At 44.0% G+C, this 15,513-nt stretch carries 10 protein-coding genes and 1 pseudogene; 5 read left to right on the top strand and 6 right to left on the bottom strand.

The annotated features are described in order from the left end of the window. Positions 1 to 297: 297 nt before the first annotated feature. Both OSCI_RS17765 and argS read left to right on the top strand, forming a co-directional pair. Entirely contained in the window at positions 298 to 5,346 is a 5,049-nt protein-coding gene (locus OSCI_RS17765) for a response regulator (RefSeq protein WP_007356446.1), read from the top strand. Between the two features lie 347 nt (positions 5,347 to 5,693). Then, a pseudogene (gene argS / locus OSCI_RS17760) lies at positions 5,694 to 7,452 on the top strand (arginine--tRNA ligase). Between the two features lie 14 nt (positions 7,453 to 7,466). On the opposite strand, the gene OSCI_RS17755 reads toward argS, so the two are convergent. Both OSCI_RS17755 and OSCI_RS17750 read right to left on the bottom strand, forming a co-directional pair. Further along, the gene (locus OSCI_RS17755; RefSeq protein ID WP_007356444.1) at positions 7,467 to 7,679 is read right to left on the bottom strand and encodes a hypothetical protein; all 213 of its coding nucleotides are present in this window, start codon (positions 7,677 to 7,679) and stop codon (positions 7,467 to 7,469) included. Positions 7,680 to 7,869: 190 nt separating this feature from the next. Continuing rightward, complete coding sequence (locus tag OSCI_RS17750; protein ID WP_007356443.1) at positions 7,870 to 11,073, bottom strand: type ISP restriction/modification enzyme; 3,204 nt, start codon at positions 11,071 to 11,073, stop codon at positions 7,870 to 7,872. A gap of 556 nt (positions 11,074 to 11,629) precedes the next feature. On the opposite strand from OSCI_RS17750, the gene OSCI_RS17745 reads away from it, so the two are divergent. Beyond that, entirely contained in the window at positions 11,630 to 12,433 is an 804-nt protein-coding gene (locus tag OSCI_RS17745) for a DUF4058 family protein (RefSeq protein WP_007356442.1), read from the top strand. Between the two features lie 28 nt (positions 12,434 to 12,461). On the opposite strand, the gene OSCI_RS17740 is transcribed toward OSCI_RS17745, so the two are convergent. The 4 genes from OSCI_RS17740 to OSCI_RS17725 all read right to left on the bottom strand — a co-directional run bounded on the left by OSCI_RS17740 (position 12,462) and on the right by OSCI_RS17725 (position 14,230). Then, positions 12,462 to 12,878, bottom strand: coding sequence for a DUF4279 domain-containing protein (locus OSCI_RS17740; RefSeq protein ID WP_007356441.1), 417 nt, complete (start codon positions 12,876 to 12,878; stop codon positions 12,462 to 12,464). A gap of 23 nt (positions 12,879 to 12,901) precedes the next feature. After that, the gene (locus OSCI_RS17735) at positions 12,902 to 13,132 is read right to left on the bottom strand and encodes a polymorphic toxin type 33 domain-containing protein (protein WP_007356440.1); all 231 of its coding nucleotides are present in this window, start codon (positions 13,130 to 13,132) and stop codon (positions 12,902 to 12,904) included. Between the two features lie 69 nt (positions 13,133 to 13,201). Further along, positions 13,202 to 13,891, bottom strand: coding sequence for an ImmA/IrrE family metallo-endopeptidase (locus OSCI_RS17730; protein ID WP_007356439.1), 690 nt, complete (start codon positions 13,889 to 13,891; stop codon positions 13,202 to 13,204). A gap of 18 nt (positions 13,892 to 13,909) precedes the next feature. Then, positions 13,910 to 14,230, bottom strand: a complete 321-nt coding sequence (locus OSCI_RS17725) for a helix-turn-helix domain-containing protein (RefSeq protein ID WP_007356438.1) — start codon at positions 14,228 to 14,230, stop codon at positions 13,910 to 13,912. 242 nt (positions 14,231 to 14,472) lie between these two features. Here OSCI_RS17725 and OSCI_RS17720 point away from each other — a divergent pair, with 242 nt between their 5' ends. Both OSCI_RS17720 and OSCI_RS17715 read left to right on the top strand, forming a co-directional pair. Then, positions 14,473 to 14,739 carry a hypothetical protein gene (locus OSCI_RS17720; protein ID WP_007356436.1) on the top strand — a complete coding sequence of 89 codons (267 nt, stop codon included), beginning with the start codon at positions 14,473 to 14,475 and terminating at the stop codon, positions 14,737 to 14,739. 61 nt (positions 14,740 to 14,800) lie between these two features. Next, complete coding sequence (locus OSCI_RS17715; RefSeq protein ID WP_007356435.1) at positions 14,801 to 15,502, top strand: hypothetical protein; 702 nt, start codon at positions 14,801 to 14,803, stop codon at positions 15,500 to 15,502. The last annotated feature ends 11 nt before the right edge of the window (positions 15,503 to 15,513 follow it).

The raw sequence follows: 15,513 nt of genomic DNA, 5'->3' as shown, positions 1-15,513 counted from the left end.
GATGGGGAGCTGTTGAGCTCTTGAGTATGGGGGCAGGGTAAGGGAATTAATGTTAACAGTTAATAACTAATAGTTAACAACTATCTATTAGTTAACAACTAATAACAACTAACAGTTAACAATTAACACAGGACTTACGTACCCAATCCAAAGAAACCGGGTTTTTTGACGAAAATACTTCGCCTTCACCCAAAGATTTTTCCAAAAACCCGGTTTCTGAAGCCATGAGCGTAAGTCCTATTAACAGTTAACAATTAACAGTTAACAATTAACAATTAACAAAATTTGGAGCGAATTATGCTGCCGGAGCAACAACAGAGGATTATGGGTTACTTTATTGAGGAGGCAAAAGACCACCTCAATACAATTGAACAAGGCTTGCTAAATTTGCAATCCACTATCGAAGACCAAGAACTTGTTAACGAAGTATTTAGAGCCGCTCACTCAGTCAAAGGTGGAGCGGCAATGTTGGGACTCAGCAGCATTCAACAAACAGCTCATCGCCTAGAAGACAGTTTTAAAATTCTTAAAGAATGTGAAGGCGTGAAGGTAGACCAGAAGCTAGAATCATATTTCCTGCGCGTTTTCGATACCATGAGCACGCTGATCGAGCAGTTGTCAGGGCCCTTTGGTCTGACGGAAGAAACAGCCGACCAAATGCTCAAAGAAGTAGAACCAGTATTTCAAGAACTCAATAACCACCTCGCCCACATCGTTAAACAAAGCGGCGGTGTGTGGGAAGCCACCGAATTGCACGAACCAGAGATAGTAATGGCAGGAGCAATAGGAGGGGTAGCAGGCAGAAACTTGTCCGTTGTCGCCCCATTACCAAAAGCTCCTGTACAAGCAAAAGAAGAAAGTGCGCTGCAACTAATTTTTCGCTCAGATGTTACCGACCAACTGCGGCAAATGTTGCAAGTATTTAAACGCCCCGAAAGTGCAGAAAGTCGGCAACAACTAGATAAAATCTGCCGCAATTTTAAGGCAGCAGGCGAACAATTTGAACTCCGTAACTGGGTGGAATTAATCGGCACAGTAGAAAGAGCGATCGCAAATCCTGAAAACACTTACCGCAACCTGGCACAAGTAGTTATCAGAGACATCAAACAAGCCCAAGAATTAGTAATTGTCGGTCGCGAAGCCGAAATCGCACCCGGTCAAAATCTGATCGCCCTGCTACCACCAGAACCTGCTATTGAAGAAGAAAGAGATAGCGAACTAGAAGATTTGTTGGCCTTCGCCGAAGATTACGGACAAGGAGAAAACGCAGAAGAAACTCTTTGGGATTTAACAGGCGTAGAATTCAACGAACAAGAAGAGGATGACTTATTAGCAGAATTAGCAGAGCAATCTGACGCTAGTACAGACTCCGAAATGGATCTCGACGAAATATTTAATAAGGTAGAAACCAACACAAACTCAGGATTTGAATGGGGAGATACTAACAGCAACCATCAGGAAACTATGCTTCAGTTTGACGATGGGACACCCTTCGGAGCGACAGAGCAGGAGGCACTTTCCTTTAAAGGAGCTAGTAGAACCGGGCCAGAAGTAGGGATAGCAGAACTTAACACCTTAGCCGATTTGTTTGAGGGGGAAACGCCAGACCTAGACGGCGCTTGGGAAGAAGAGGACGATCTTCCCGAAATGACCTCTGGAACAGCTATTGGCTTGCCCGCTTCAGATGATGATAATTCTGGTGATTTTACAGACTTGCTATTCGATACAGAAGAAGATAAACGCAAGGAAGTCACTAGACAGATGCCACCAACAGATGACCTCACCAGCTTATTTGGTGGGGATTTCATGTTAGGAGAAGGGGAAGAGGAAGCAGAGATGGCATTAGGAACAAATGAATTATTGGCTCCCAGTGCCAATAATTCGAGCCGTAAACTTAATGGTCTATCTGAGGAAAAATCGGGAGAATTAGCTAATTTGTTCGACGAGATTAACGATAATGAACTTGACGACTTAGCATTACCATCTGACTGGGAAGGAGAAGGGGAATGGGGAAGTGAGGGAGCTTTTGAACAGGAGATGAATGGAGGCCTCGCACAGGAAAGCGACGGCGCTTTTGAGCAGGAGAGCAATCTTGAATTCTCAATAGATGACGATGATTTGACAGAGCTGTTGGCGATCGCTCCAGTCAACGATGCTGATAACGGTCAAGAACTTGAAGCTGGATTGAGCAACGAGCAACAAACCGAAGTTTCCGCGATCGACATGATACCGAGCTTGGATGAGGAGGGCGAAGAGAGCAATTGGTTTACAGACTCTCTCGACCAAGAAGAGGCAGAAACCACTTCACCAGAACTGGGGCTGGAAAATGCAGATTTAGATGCTCTATTTGGGGATATGGAAAACCTGAGTGAGGAAAGCGAAGAAGAAGAAGAAGAAATCGCTCCTGTACCTCTGGCAACAGCGGAGTCCCAAGATACTGATTTCGATGAACTGTTTGGTTCAGATTCCGACATTGACAATAATGACCTAGAAGATGACCTAGAAAATGACCTAGAAGCAGTTGCTAATGTAGAAAATTGGCTCGATTTAGAGGATGCCAACGATAACGATTTAGAATTACCCAGTTTAGATATGTCTGGGGAAAATGCCGACCTCTCAGACTGGGAAGGATTTGCGGAAGAAGAAGAAATTGCCAGCGCTCTATCTACAAATTCCGATCGCAAAACTGAAGATAGTAGTGAAATGGAATTGCTAGACGAGTTGCTGGAAGCAGAAGGTGATTTGGATCTAGAAATGGAAACGGATGCAGCAGAATTATCAGGGGTCGAAGATGTCGATGAAATGCCAGTTGCACCCGATAACTGGTTAGAAAATGAAATGGATTTGTTGGGGGAATTTGAAATTTCGGAGTCGGCGGATACCTCGATCGCAGTAGCAGAAAACTCCGCTGAGGAAGGCAGCTTAGACGACTTGCTAGACTCGAAAGATGCCGAGGTCTCGATGAACTCAGAAGCGGCAATTGAAGCGGCCCAGATGCCAGAGTTGACAACTCAGTTAACTGCAAACGAGACAGAGAGCGAGTTCTTGGCATCAGAGAGTGCGGAAGATTTTGCTGATTTAGAAGCGATGTTGAGTGAGGCGACACAGAGCAATGACGATCGCCATGATGCCGCGTTGGAATCAGATGTTTTCTCCGATTTGGAAGACTTGCTGATAGATTCAGAAGAACGAGTCCCAGAACCACAAGTTGCACCAATTGCTAGCAACATATCTGTCCCTGTGGAATTAGACGACGGCACTGATGACGAATTTGGGGACTTAGGCATATTGCTCGATCAAATTAAAGGTCAAGCTGGCTCGGGCCGCGAAACAGTGATGGGACAGGCTAGCCGCAATGCTCGACCTAACCGCCGTTCCTTCGAGCAGACGATGCGGGTTCCAGTCAAGCAGTTAGATAACCTCAGTAACCTGATGGGGGAACTGGTGGTTAACCGCAACAGTTTGGAGCAGGATCAAGAGCGGATGCGGCAGTTCTTAGACAATTTGCTGCATCAAGTATCCCTGCTGTCCGATGTAGGGGCGCGGATGCAAGACCTCTATGAGCGATCGCTCCTAGAAATTTCCCTGTTAGCAACGCGCCAAGCTCATCGCAATACTTGGCAGCCAGAGGTTCAGGGTAACGACCAGCACAGCAGTAGCAGCAGCAACCGTTTTGGTTTCTCAGATATAGAATTAGACCGGTTTACTCCTTTCCATAGCCAATCTCAAGAGATTATTGAGCTGATCGTCCGAGTCCGGGAGTCGGCCGCTGACATTGAATTTTTGGTGGATGAGGCCGACCAAGTGACTCGCCAATTGCGGCAAGTTACAACTCAGTTGCAAGAAGGCTTAACTCGCGCGCGGATGATGCCTTTTGCTCAAACAGCAGACAGACTACCCCGTGCGGTGCGAGATATTTCCATTAAATGCGGTAAGCAGGCGCAATTAGTGGTTGAGGGCAAAGATACTTTAATCGACAAGATGATTCTGGAGCAGTTATATGACCCTATGACTCACTTGGTGAATAATGCCATTACTCACGGGATTGAAACTCCCGATGTGCGACAGGCCGCTGGTAAGCCCGCAGTAGGTAAGATTACGATTCGGGTGTTCCATCAAGGCAACCAGACGGTGATTTCGATTTCTGACGATGGGGCCGGGATCGATCCGCAAAAGGTGAAGGCGAAGGCGCTCAAGCAAGGGTTGATTACTGCGGCGGGGGCGCAAAAAATGTCTCGCGCTGATGTTTACGATTTGCTGTTTATGCCGGGATTTAGTACCCAGGAACAGGCGACGGAATTTGCCGGACGCGGTGTGGGGATGGATGTGGTGCGGACTAGCTTGAGCGAAATTCGAGGCAGTATTAGTATTGACTCGACTGTTGGTAAGGGGACGGTGTTTACGATTCGCTTACCGCTGACTTTGAGTATTTCTAAGGCGCTTTGCTGTATTAGCGATCGCGCTCGGATTGCTTTCCCGATGGATGGGGTGGAGGATATGATCGATGTCCCCCGCGAACAGGTGCAGGTAGGGGCAGATGGTCAGCATAGTATTGAATGGCGGGGTTCGATGTTACCTTTCCGCCATTTGCGGGAGTTGTTGGGTTACAACCGCTATTTAGGCCGGGGTAGCGTTTACGGGTTTAATGCTGACGATGACATGATTTCGGTGATCGTACTGCGAACGGCCGGGATTTTCTTGGCGGTGCAGGTTGACCAGGTTTCCACTGAGCAGGAGATTGTAATTAAACAATTGGAAGGGCCGGTACCGAAGCCGGTGGGAATTGCGGGGGCGACGGTGTTGGGGGATGGTAGGATTGTCGCGATCGCAGATGTTTTAGAACTAATTGATTTAGCTACGGGACGACTCAGCAAGGATAATACTGTAGCGTTCTGGGATGAGAATAGTTCTCAGCCTCCCGCTGAGGCCCCGCCTGATAAGAATGAGCCCACTGTGTTGATTGTGGATGATTCGATTACCGTGCGATCGCTGCTTTCGATTACTTTTGAGAAGTCTGGATACCGAGTTGAAGAAGCTCGCGATGGTAAGGAAGCTTGGGAAAAACTGAAGTCTGGTTTGCCTTGCGATATCGTATTCTGCGATATTGAAATGCCTCGGATGGATGGTTTGGAGTTGTTATCCCGGATGCAAAAGGATTCGACTTTATCTGAGTTGCCGATCGCAATGTTAACGAGTCGTGGGGCGGATAGACACCGCCAAATGGCTTACAGTTTGGGCGCACGGGGTTATTTCACTAAGCCTTATTTAGAGGAGCATTTGCTTGATGCTGCTTCTCGAATGCTTAAGGGTGAAGTGGTTGGGGCTCCTGCTGCTGCTGGCGCTTAATTATTACTGTTTTCAGTTACATGAAAACAGGATAATTGCTAATTCAGAACTTACGCAAAATCGCAGTACGGCTGTTTTTCAAGGGTAGTTCTTTAACCGCCAGGATGGCGGCGTTACCTAGAGAGTGCGTAAGTCCTGTACTTGAGTAATTGGTCAGGATTTACCTAAAAGTATCCGTAACGCCGCCATCTTGGCGGTCAAGAAACCGCGCTTGTTGGCGGCGTTATGTAAGCGTAAGTCCTATTGCTAATTGCTAATTAGGGCTTGCTAATAGGATAAATATCCTCTCACTTTTCCTTCTTCCTTTTTCCTTCTTCCTTCTTCCTTCTTCCTTCTTCCTGAAAATTATGACATCTACTATTGAACAGCTTAAAGCAAAATTTGATCGGGGCAATAATCGCAGCCTTTGGCGAAGATTTGGCGGGTACAGATCCGATGCTGGTATTGGCGAGTAATCCTAAATTTGGCGATTATCAGTGTAATGCGGCGATGTCGCTGACGAAGAAGTTGGGGAAACCGCCGCGCGCGATCGCATCGGCAATTATTGAAAATCTGGATGTGGCGGATTTGTGCGAAACTCCGACGATCGCGGGCCCTGGTTTTATCAATTTGACCCTGAAACCAGAGTATTTGGAAGGGGAAGTGAATGCGATCGCCAACAATCCGCGATTGGGAATTGCGCCTACAAAAACGCCGCAGCGAGTAGCGATCGATTTTTCTAGTCCGAATATTGCTAAAGAGATGCACGTCGGACATTTGCGATCGACAATTATTGGAGATTGTCTCGCACGGATTTTAGAATTTCAAGGTCACGATGTTTTACGCTTAAATCATGTAGGCGATTGGGGTACGCAATTCGGAATGTTAATCGCCTATCTGCGGGAAGTTTACCCAGAGGCCTTGACAACTGCTGATGCTTTGGATTTAGGGGATTTAGTTGATTTTTATCGCAAAGCTAAAAAGCGGTTTGATGAAGATGAAACCTTTAAAGAAACAGCCAGACAAGAGGTGGTGCGCTTACAAGCAGGTGCAGAAGATACTCGCCGCGCTTGGAATTTACTATGCGAACAATCCCGTCGCGAATTTCAAGTTATTTACGATTTACTGGATATTAAATTAACTGAACGCGGCGAATCTTTTTATAATCCGCTGTTACCTGGTGTCGTCGAAGATTTGACAAAATTGGGTTTATTGGTGGAAGATAACGGCGCAAAGTGCGTATTTATAGAAGGTTTTACTAATAAAGAAGGTGAACCTTTACCGTTAATTGTCCAGAAGTCAGACGGCGGTTTTAACTATGCGACAACCGATCTAGCCGCGCTGCGCTATCGGATTGAGAAAGATGGTGCAAATCGGTTAATTTATGTTACGGATTCTGGACAAGCTAACCATTTTGCCCAATTTTTTCAGGTAGCGAGAAAGGCGGGTTGGATTCCTGATGATGTAGAGATCGTTCACGTTCCCTTTGGGTTGGTGTTGGGAGAAGATGGGAAGAAGTCGAAAACTCGTTCCGGGGAGACAGTGCGGTTGCGGGATTTGTTGGATGAGGCTATAGTGCGATCGCGTGCCGATTTGGAAAAGCGGTTACAGGAAGAAAAGAGAGAGGAAACTGAGGAGTTTATTGCTAATGTCGCCAAGGTGATTGGTTTGAGTGCGGTGAAGTATGCAGATTTGAGCCAAAATCGCACGAGCAATTATACTTTTAGTTACGATAAAATGCTCGATCTTAAGGGTAATACGGCTCCTTATTTGTTGTATGCTTATGTGCGAGTTAAGGGGATTGGCCGTAAAGGTGAGATTAATTTTGATAATTTGGGTGCGGATGCGAAAGTGATTTTAAAGGAAGATGCAGAGTTAGTTTTGGCTAAGCATTTATTACAATTGAGTGAGGTTGTGGGTGCTGTTGAAGGGGATTTGTTACCTAATCGAATTTGTCAGTATTTGTTTGAGCTAAGTCAGAAGTTTAATCAGTTTTTTGAGCAATGTCCGGTGTTGAAATCTGAGGAACCTTTGAGGACTTCGCGGTTAGTTTTGTGCGATTTGACGGCCAAGACTTTGAAGTTAGGTTTAGGTTTGTTGGGGATTGGAGTGTTGGAGAGGATGTGATATTTGAAGTAGGTTCACTCTGCATCAATTTCATCCCATAGTTCAGAAAGCGGTATTGTCTGTCCTGTCATTGCTTCGTGCCATCCTTGACGGAAACATTCTTCTGCTGACTTCAGTGATTCGCTGTCAGGAATAACAGTTACGCGAACCCGATGACCTGCTAATTCTGAAGCATGGGTAAGAATTTCTTCCCATGTTCCCTCTAGTTCGAGTATTTGTGTTGTCATTTTTTGCTCCACCAAGTTTTTTGGGTTGAGTTTATTATAGCGTGTGAATGATGGCTATTACAGAATTTGAGTTATACTATTTCTCTAAAATCATGCAAGACTCTTCGACCCCCCTAGCCCCCCTTGCAAAGGGGGGGACAAGAAGACTGTTGCATACTTTTTTGAAATTGGTATTACTTCTATTGATAGGCTACGGTAAAAAAGGGAAACCAGGTATTACATTATCTATTTCAGCCATAATTTGCATTGTCTCTTTCAAAGCAACCACGACGCGCTGATAGTGCAACACATCGTCAAAAGATAAACTTCTGTTAGCTTTTTTGCGGTCTTTTAGCCATTTATCCAACACTTGATATCCGCCCACTTTAAACGCCCACACTTCAGGGGGAATACCTTCAAAGTATTGCTGTTTGTTAATATAAACCCGCCGTTGAGATTCATTATAAGTAACTTCACTAACAGCATTATCGCCGCTCACCGGATATTTAGTAATGACTTTATTTAATTTTTGCGATTTCATCAAATGCAGTGCTACCAATTCCTCACCTTTTTTAGCTAATGCTGTGAAAATTTCCTGGTCGCCAGTTAAGGGTAAGCGGGGAAAGTCTATTTTCAAGAATTCTGCATAACGCTGGCGGTAGGTAGGACTGTGAAAGACAGAATAGGCGTAATAAAAGATTGCTTCCGGAGTTGGTATATAGCCGAGTTTTTCGCGAATCGCACTGAGGAACTTTTGGGATAGATTGGCTGTGGGTTCAGTAAACAAGTTTCCTTGTTCGGTCTCTGTGTCAGGGTAAAGATAGAGAGGGAAATAGGAATTAAACTCTCTTGAGTTAATTGAAATTGCATTACAATCTGCTAGCAAACTTGTCACAAAAACATGACGAAATCCTGACTCTACCTGTTGTCGGCATAAAATAAGCGCTAAGTTGGGTTGCAACATTTGCTGCATTACTTCTTTTACAGGTCTTTTTAAAATTCTCTTGCTAAAATAAATCCACCGGACATCAAAAGGCCGATAAAAATAAGAACGCATCAAATTCGCATCGTAGCCTTCAGATAAAGCCATTTGTCTTTCTGCGGCCAAATTCCAGCCTGCCTTATCTTTTAAGCCAAATTTAGCTTGAATCTCGCTAATTGTTACATCTTTTGAGTGAAATAATTTTAATCTTCCTTCCAAATCAGACTTATCTAATGCCGTAGAAAATTCATCTTGGCCAGTTTGAATACCATTTTTATATAATCCGAAAATTTCTGTCACCGGCATCAAAGTTTGATATTCCTCCGCAAATTCTAACTCCTTTGGTGCAAAAAAGTAATTAGGCGGAGAAGGCTGTAACTTTTGCCAGGAAACAGAATCAATATCAGTATTGTTCAAAAACTCATATTTATATTGCCGGCTTCCCCACAAATCATAATAAAAAACTTGGCTAAATTTATTATTTACCTCCAAACTTTTCACCGCCAATAAAATCGCCACACCCTGCTGAATATCAAACACATTTTTATCGATACTGCCATCTGGGGGAGTTTCCTTCAGTAGAGAATTCCCATGTAAATCCATCACATAAATTTTATCAAAACCGTTCAGTAATTGTTCCCGCATTCCGCGATGAATTAAGCCATTTAAATACGAATGATTTGTTATAAATGCAACAATTCCATAGCCTGTTTCTTCGATACGATCATGAGCAAAACAAATAAACTTAATATAGTCATCATCCAACGGTTGAATATTTTTCTCGCCTTCCAACCTGACTCTACCTTTGTAACGTTCCAACAGTTCGCCAATCTTGGTTAATTCTGTAATATTTTTACCTTTTTTCGCTTTCTTAAAAACTTTCTGCCAATCTTTGCCGGTGTATTTAATATCTGCTAAATAAGTTGCATCAGAACTAGCAACTCTGCGCCGTTTACTCGCATTTTGTGAACTTACCGAATAAGGCGGATTTCCCAACACAACCATCACCGGAAAATCCCGCTTAATTGCTGAAGCTTCATTAGCTTCTTGTGCGACAAATTGAGCAAACAGAACCTCCGATTTTTTTAAAGCTTCATCTAAAGTATTCGTAAGATAAACTCCTAAACGCTGCTTGCTGCTGAACTCATAGCCGAGATTTTGCAGTTGCAAACCGAGTTTGAGATGTGCGATCGCATAGGGAGCCATCAACAACTCAAAACCAAATAATCGGGTTAATAAATTCTCCTGCACGTATTGATTCCAACTCCCAGATATTCCCATATCTTCCAGATTTTGATAAATGCGATCGACAACTCCGTAAAGGAAAGTACCCGTACCAGTTGCCGGATCTAAAATTTGCACTCGCGGCTTTTGCGTGTCTGGGTTTTTTGTATTGTCCGCTAATCCTAAAGGCAGATTAAAACGGTTTTTTAGGATATAATCGACAGAGCGAACAATAAATGATACGACGGGTTCAGGAGTGTAGTAAACGCCCCGACTTTTCCGCAAAGCTGGATTGTAAGCTGCTAGAAACGTTTCGTAAAAATGAACTACTGGATCTGATTGTCGAGTGCGGCGACCAAAATTTTCGAGAATAACAGTCATGTCAACTCGCCCTAGTAGCTCCACTAAATCATCTATTGCCCAGTTGATTTGACCGAGTAAATCTGTTTCGATAATACTGTTAAATAACCGTCGCAAAAACGGATTAGTGGCTGGGATGTACGTGCCAGCAGTTCGGCGATCGAAAACTTGATTTCGGGGATTTTGAGCGTGACCAACTCGCGCCGCAAATAAACCGTAGGAAATAGTTTGAGCATACATATCTGCAAAAGCCGCATCATTGAGATCGGGTAGGAGTATTTCATTAAAACCACGTTTGAGTTGATGCAATTCTCCGCTTTCATTTTCTATTTGCAAAGCTGCTTCTGTAGCGAGTAGAATTGATTTGGTTAATCGCGCCATCTGTTTTGCTAAGTCTTCTGGACTATTAATGGCAGCGCCACTGTAGTTAAGAAATCCCTCGATTAGCTCAATAGTTTTCTCAGGGTTTTGGAGTGTAATTTCGTTGCCGATTCTTTTGGCTAAAACTGCGGTTAATCTGACTTTGCCCTCAACATACCAGCGAAACTCTAGATAATTGGTTAAAATTAAGTTACCGTTTAGAGATTCTCGATATCGCTGAAGCTGTTCTGTTTTTTCAACTGGATTTAAATCTAATCCGACATCCTTAGCTTCCACATAACCGACGAGCAAATCGCGCCGTCTGATTGTAAAATCGGGAACGCCTGCTTTATTACCTTTTTCTTCTATGATTGCTTCGAGACTAGCAGCCTGGTTATCGAGTAATTTCTTGAAAGTTGGGTAATGGGTGCGCTCGCTGCCCCGCTGAAGATTATTCTGAATTGAGTGGATGTAGGTATCAAAACGCATTGGCTTCGCCGTTAACGGTATTGATAATTATATAACGGTAAGTGGGGCGCGAGCGCCCTTCCACCCACCAATCTAACTAAAGTGCGATCGCCCCTAACACAAGCCACAGATAACTAATCTTCATCCTCTGTGTTACAATTGTTACAGTATTCGATTCTCAACAAACCCAATGACCATCAAACCGATTCGGTGGGTTGGTGCTGCCCGCGAAGAAATCCAATATCTTCCTGAAGATGCCTGAAAAGAAGTCGGTTTTGCACTTTGGACACTCCAGCAAGGCATACAACCATCAGACTTTAAACCCATGTCGATTGTAGGCAAAGGCGTTGAAGAAATAGCGACCAAATCAAAGCTTTAACTTAAGGTAAAATTGGGCAATTCTCGGTTGATATTTTAATTACAATGCTCAACCAAGTAGGTATGACTGTAAAAGTGGAAATTTGTCCAAAGGTAGCTTGAGACGATTGCCATTTTCTCCCCAAAAAACGATCGCCCTTGTCGCAACATTAACCAATGCTAAAATGATTTAAAAATCAATAAATCGGAATACAGCCCTATGCCTTCACCCTTTCCCGGAATGGACCCCTACTTAGAACACCCCGATTTCTGGCAGGAAACTCACCATTGGTTAATTTCCATGATTGCGGAATCCCTAGTCCCTCAAATTCGCCCCAAATATGAGATCGCTATTGAAAAACGTATCTATCAAATTAACGACACCCATGACAATAATGATGACTCGCTTTTAGTAGGTATCCCCGATGTAGCCATCAAACGTCAACCCAATACCCCCGATATTCCTACCCGTTTAGTTGCCACTGCTACCCTAACAGTTCCCACTACCGTCAAAGTGCCAGCCTCGGAAAAAATTAAACAAACTTATCTAGAAGTACGAGAAATGGCAACTAGGCAAGTTGTCACCGCAATTGAAATTCTTTCTCCAGTCAACAAACGCAATGGAGATGGCAGAATTACTTATCTCAAAAAACGCCAGAGTATTTTAGGTAGCTTAACCCATTTAGTTGAAATCGACTTGCTGCGAAGAGGGGAACCTATGCCCATACTTAACAATTCTATTCAAAGCGATTATCGCGTTTTAGTCAGTCGCAGCGATCGCCGTCCCCTTGCCGAACTTTATGCTTTTAACCTCCGCGATTCTCTACCTGTATTTCTACTTCCCTTACGTGAGGAAGATGTAGAACCTATTGTTAACTTACCAGAATTGTTCGCAGGTGTTTACGATCGCGCGGGCTATGACTATCGAATCGATTACGAGCGAGCTCCGATACCGTCCCTGTCCGAACAAAATCTGGTTTGGGCAAACGAACTTTTACAAGCAACTGGACTGCGAGATAATTAATCCTATTTAACCTTATAGATCGGCGCGTTCACGCCGCAGATATTTCCTCTGGCAAAACATAGAAATCCACATCAATTTCCGCATTCAATTGATGCGCCATCTCAACAAGATACCTATCAAAATGAATCGCGGGGACACTCCCACTCCGATAATAAATTACACAAGAAATCTCCGCATCATAACGCTTACACAACTCTACTAAAGACTGCCATCCTGGTTGAAGCTGTTCCAACACTGATTTTACGTAATCTTCTAAATAAATCGAATTTTCTACTTGTGAATACACGCTCCAACCATTCTGCTTGTGTCGTCTAGTACCCCGTGAAGTAATTAAGTCACCAATTCTCCAAATTTCAGTAGGTTTTATGCCTACTTTGGCGGTGACATCGTCTGGGTCAAACTCCATTCCCACCAACTGGAAATAGGCGTAAATTTCTGATTCCATCCGAATGCTCCTTTTGAAACTTATTAGAAATCATTAATGTTCAAACCTGTTGGTTCACCCGCCCCAATACCACCTTTGGGTTTAATATAGATATTCCCCTCAGTGTCTTTGTAAAGGTCTTTGTTTGCCGTATTGCGCTTACCTTTTATTTTATGGATATTTTCTCCTCCTCTCTGTAGTCTATCAATATCATCCCAAGTTAGTAGCTTATCCTGTCTCCAGTTTCGCTCCTCTTCATCATTATCTGATTCCATGAACCATACCTCACACCCTCAAAATATAAGGGTTGAGATTAATTACAAAATCTCAACCCTCCTCGTATCTTACCCAAATAATCGCTGCTGTCCATCCGCCACAGGCTGGCCCGGATAAATCTCGCGAGTGCCCTTGGGAATGTAAATCCAGCCAAACTCCTGCAAGCGATTAGTCAAGTTAGAAATACTCACTCCCAACTCATCTCGAATTTTATATAAATGCGACCATTTCGTTAAATCTTTACCCTCCCTTTTCTGTTCTAAAATATGCCGAGGCATCAACAAACAACCTGCAAAATATTGTGCTTGCCATTCAATTGATGCGATCTTAGTATCAGCACTCGAACCCCGACAGACAAACGGTTCTTCAGAATCAGAGGCAATTTTTCCAAAATCACCTAAATCTAATTCCAACTGTTTAACAGTACCATCCGCCTCATCGTGATTGATGTGCAGTACCCAATGACCGATCTCGTGCGCGATCGTTGATTCAATAAACCCAGCAGGCAAATCAAGAATCTCTTCATTAATCTCAATTTGCCGCAGCCAGGGGAGAATCCTCGCCGCGATCGCACCTTCTGAATCCGGCGGGATGCAGTCCCAAACTACTCCCAAATCCAGAAAATCAGCCACCATTGACGCTTCAAACGGCCATCTCGGCGCGAAATTTGACGTTTGCTGCATCCGCATCAAAATGTCGTTTGCTTGACGCTCAATAGTTTCTTTGGGATAAAAGCGATACGGCTTAAAGATACTCACTTTGTTGCCCTCTCTCACTTAATGCACAGACTTTTTAATCCAACTGGGATCGTCTTGCATCCGGCGAAAAAGTGCTTGCATTTCCTTCGGATTCTGTCTCAGCAAGGCTTCGTACTGCTGAGGCAATCTCCCCGCCAGAAAAATCAACTCCTCTTGATCCAGATCCAAATTCCGCGCTAACGCTCTAATTACCTCCTCTTTGGGCGGATAATCGGCGCGATCGTTCTCCAGTTTAGATAAGTAAGTAAAGTCCACACTAAGTAAACCAGCTAGCTCACGTTGTGAGTAAGATTTATCCTTCCGAGCTTGGCGAATTAGCCTTCCAAAAGTTTGTTCCACGTTTTTTTCCCTCCAGATCGCTATTGTAGGCTTTTTTGAATAAAAGTTCAACAAAAAGCTTGACGATAAAATCAACTCGCGCTAAGATGGGTATAGTTGATGAGAAAGTCAACGAAAATGCGGTACTGATAGCGTTACGCACCAAAAACAACCAGTTAACACGCCATAGATAGCGTGTCTTGCAGAGGAGTGAATGCGATCGCCCAGCGTAACCGCTGGTACACAAACAAGGAGGAACTGCCATGTTGAGAACTTGGACAGACACGCACTACAAGCTCGAAGACGACGACTGGCTCTATATCGCCGCCCACGAAGAACAAAATTCGGCCTCCCTGGTTTGTCCCGGCTACGCGCGGGATGGCGAAGGTTTTAGTATCCACTTTACGCCAGCGCACGTAGAAATCTTAGAGCATTTAGTTGGTGCTTTAAGGATTATTAAAGCGCAGCAGGAAGCGATGCTTGAATACAGATATCCAGAGCCTAAAACGACAAGCCACTTAATTCGCTAATGGCTAATTGCTAATGGCTATTAGAGTTGTAAATCAAGAGAAAAGAAAGGAAGAAAAACAAATGACTAAGACACAAGAAAAACCAACAATTTCTGTTTTTGGTGCTAAACCCAACGACGCAATTTTAGTTCCAGAAATGCCAATCGCAGTCCGCAATAACTGCCAGTCAGGACAGTGGACAATTGGCGACAAAGACTGCGGCTCGAAGTCTTCAATGACCATTCTCAAATTTAGCAAATTTTTCGGTTCCCTCGGCCAAACTCAGAATACTTTATGGGGGCAATTATGGTTTGTTGCTGAATCCGGGGAATTGCCGCACGGAGTTGTAATGGTCACGTACATTAAAGGCCGAAGCTTAAACGATTTTAACTGCTTAGTTGCCTCAGTTCAAGCGCGAGGTGTAGAGCCGGCAACTGGTCTTTTTGTACCAGAATTCGTTAAACATTCCGGCCAGAAACCCGATGATAATGGTGTAGTAAAACCGATCAATTACTACAGCTTAAAATGGTCTTGGGTTGAACGTTCCGACTGGTCAGTTATTGACCAAGCAGCAGCAGTTTTATCCGATCAAAACAACCTATCACGCATGATCGATCTAGAAAGTACAAAGTCTATGGTGTGCTTGGACAACCTTCCACCCCATGAAATTGCCTGCTTGATGGCCGCTCATACTAATAGCCGAGACGAGACTATGGCCTTGAATTCTAACGGCGGTATCGCCTTACCACCAGCAGCAGAAAAAGTAACTGCTGACGTATTCTAATCGGATTGTAG

It is taken from the genome of Kamptonema sp. PCC 6506, from assembly GCF_000180455.1.
Lineage (GTDB): Bacteria > Cyanobacteriota > Cyanobacteriia > Cyanobacteriales > Microcoleaceae > Kamptonema > Kamptonema formosum.
The sequence above is the reverse complement of the archived record's forward strand: the minus strand, read 5'-3'. Positions and strand labels throughout refer to the sequence as shown.

Bases quoted from the DNA above. Each gene is read 5' to 3' on its own strand.
- OSCI_RS17765 (WP_007356446.1), top strand. From the start codon at position 298: ATGCTGCCGGAGCAACAACAGAGGATTATGGGTTACTTTATTGAGGAG.
- OSCI_RS17755 (WP_007356444.1), bottom strand. From the start codon at position 7,679: ATGACAACACAAATACTCGAACTAGAGGGAACATGGGAAGAAATTCTT.
- OSCI_RS17750 (WP_007356443.1), bottom strand. From the start codon at position 11,073: ATGCGTTTTGATACCTACATCCACTCAATTCAGAATAATCTTCAGCGG.
- OSCI_RS17745 (WP_007356442.1), top strand. From the start codon at position 11,630: ATGCCTTCACCCTTTCCCGGAATGGACCCCTACTTAGAACACCCCGAT.
- OSCI_RS17740 (WP_007356441.1), bottom strand. From the start codon at position 12,878: ATGGAATCAGAAATTTACGCCTATTTCCAGTTGGTGGGAATGGAGTTT.
- OSCI_RS17735 (WP_007356440.1), bottom strand. From the start codon at position 13,132: ATGGAATCAGATAATGATGAAGAGGAGCGAAACTGGAGACAGGATAAG.
- OSCI_RS17720 (WP_007356436.1), top strand. From the start codon at position 14,473: ATGTTGAGAACTTGGACAGACACGCACTACAAGCTCGAAGACGACGAC.
- OSCI_RS17715 (WP_007356435.1), top strand. From the start codon at position 14,801: ATGACTAAGACACAAGAAAAACCAACAATTTCTGTTTTTGGTGCTAAA.